Raw genomic sequence first — 1,621 nt, 5'->3', positions numbered from 1 at the left:
CGATTTTCAACCCTTGACTCCTGTCAGTGTCACGCCCTGCACGAAGGCGCGTTGTGCGAAGAAGAACAGCGCCACGACCGGCACCATCGTCAGGATGGTCGCGGCGCTCACCAGGTTCCACTGCACAGCTGGCGCGGAGCGATGCCCCAGTGTGGCTCGCCCAGCAGCAGGTTCTCCAGGCTCCGCACCGTCTTCCTGCGGCCAGTGAAGTCGGAGGCATCCGGCGGGAGAAGGTCGGGAACCGGTTCGGGTCCGCTCTCCGTCGTCGCACCCACAACCGGTGCGACCCGGTCGGCAGGTGCCGTGAGCGCCGAGTCGCCGGCGAGGATCTGGCCGTGCAGGAGCTGTAGCGCCTCACCCGGCTCGACCCCCACCTCGTCTACCAAGCGTCGCCAAAGGAGTTGGTAGGTGTGCAACGCTTCTGCCTGACGGCCGTCCCGGAAGAGCGCCAACATGAGTTGACCCCAGAGCCTTTCGTGCAGCGGGTGCCGCTCGACCCAGATCCGCAGGTTCGCGATGACATCGCGATGCCCGCCGGTCGCCAGCCGGACCTCGGTGAGGTCTTCGAACGCAGTCAGCCGTTGCTCCTCGAGCCGCCGCACGACCTGCACCAGTCGGCTGCCGACGATTGGGACTCCCTCCAGAGCAGGCCCACGCCACAGCGCCAACGCCCGATCCAGCCGCTGGCCCGCGTCGGCGAAATCACCCCTGTGCTGAGCTGCACGACCTTCCGCGATCAGCTGTTCGAAGGTGAACATGTCGACATCACCCGGCGCGGCCTGAAACATGTACCCCCGCGAATCACTGCGGATCGGGCTCGCTCCGGGATCGGTCTGAGCGAGCAGACTACGCAGCAACCATACGTAGGTCTTGAGATTCCCTCTGGCGGACTTGGGCGCCTTCGTGTCCCATAGCTCATCGATGAGCGAATCCACGGACATCAACGTATTTGGCATTGGCGAGCAGGACTGCAAACAAAGAACGGAGCTTCGGACGGTCGATGGTGCGCATGGCACCGTGTTCATCATGGACTTCCAAGGGTCCGAGCAGACGAAACCGCATAGCTCCCTCTTGGGACATCTGATGGCTCCCCACAGCGCGATCCGGCCCAGATCATTGTCCTGTCGGGAGAGGGCTCGAGGCCCTCATCGTTGGCGTCGCACGCTGTGGAAGCCGGCCTATGTGGTGTAGGGGGACTTGGTTCGGGCGTCTCGCAATGCGGAGGCCCACCAGGACAGGTGGTCCAGCGTGGCGGTGACGGTGGTGTTGCAGTCGGAGGCGGCCTTGGGCCAGGTGCCGTCAGGGGCGAACATTTCCCAGTACTTGGGGAGGCTGATGGCGTCGCGGATGGCAACGGCATTCAGCTCGGTGAAGATCTGACGTAGCTGGTGGATCGCGTGCAGGCCGCCCGACTCCCTGCCGTAGGCGACGAAGGTTACGGGTTTGGCCTGCCATTCCTGGTAGTACCAGTCGATGGCGGTCTTGAGCGGGGCAGGGAAGCTTCTGTTGTACTCGGGGGTGACCACTGCGAATGCGTCCGCGGCGGACAGCCGGGGTGCCAGGGCGAGGACCTGCGGGGGGACGGGTTCATCCTCGTCAGTGAGGCTCGATGGCAGATCGG

2 protein-coding genes are annotated in these 1,621 nt (G+C 64.7%); both read right to left on the bottom strand.

The features are described from left to right. Window positions 1-107: 107 nt before the first annotated feature. A complete protein-coding gene (locus ABD901_RS58525; protein ID WP_345145042.1) occupies window positions 108-935 on the bottom strand; it encodes an AfsR/SARP family transcriptional regulator in 828 nt (275 codons plus the stop codon). A gap of 243 nt (window positions 936-1,178) precedes the next feature. Then, window positions 1,179-1,621, bottom strand: a 443-nt coding sequence (locus ABD901_RS58520) for an NADPH-dependent FMN reductase (protein WP_345145040.1), incomplete at its 5' end; no start/stop codon positions are given.

This window comes from Dactylosporangium darangshiense, from assembly GCF_039537565.1.
GTDB classification, from domain to species: domain Bacteria; phylum Actinomycetota; class Actinomycetes; order Mycobacteriales; family Micromonosporaceae; genus Dactylosporangium; species Dactylosporangium darangshiense.
This window is presented reverse-complemented; position numbering and strand designations above follow the sequence as displayed.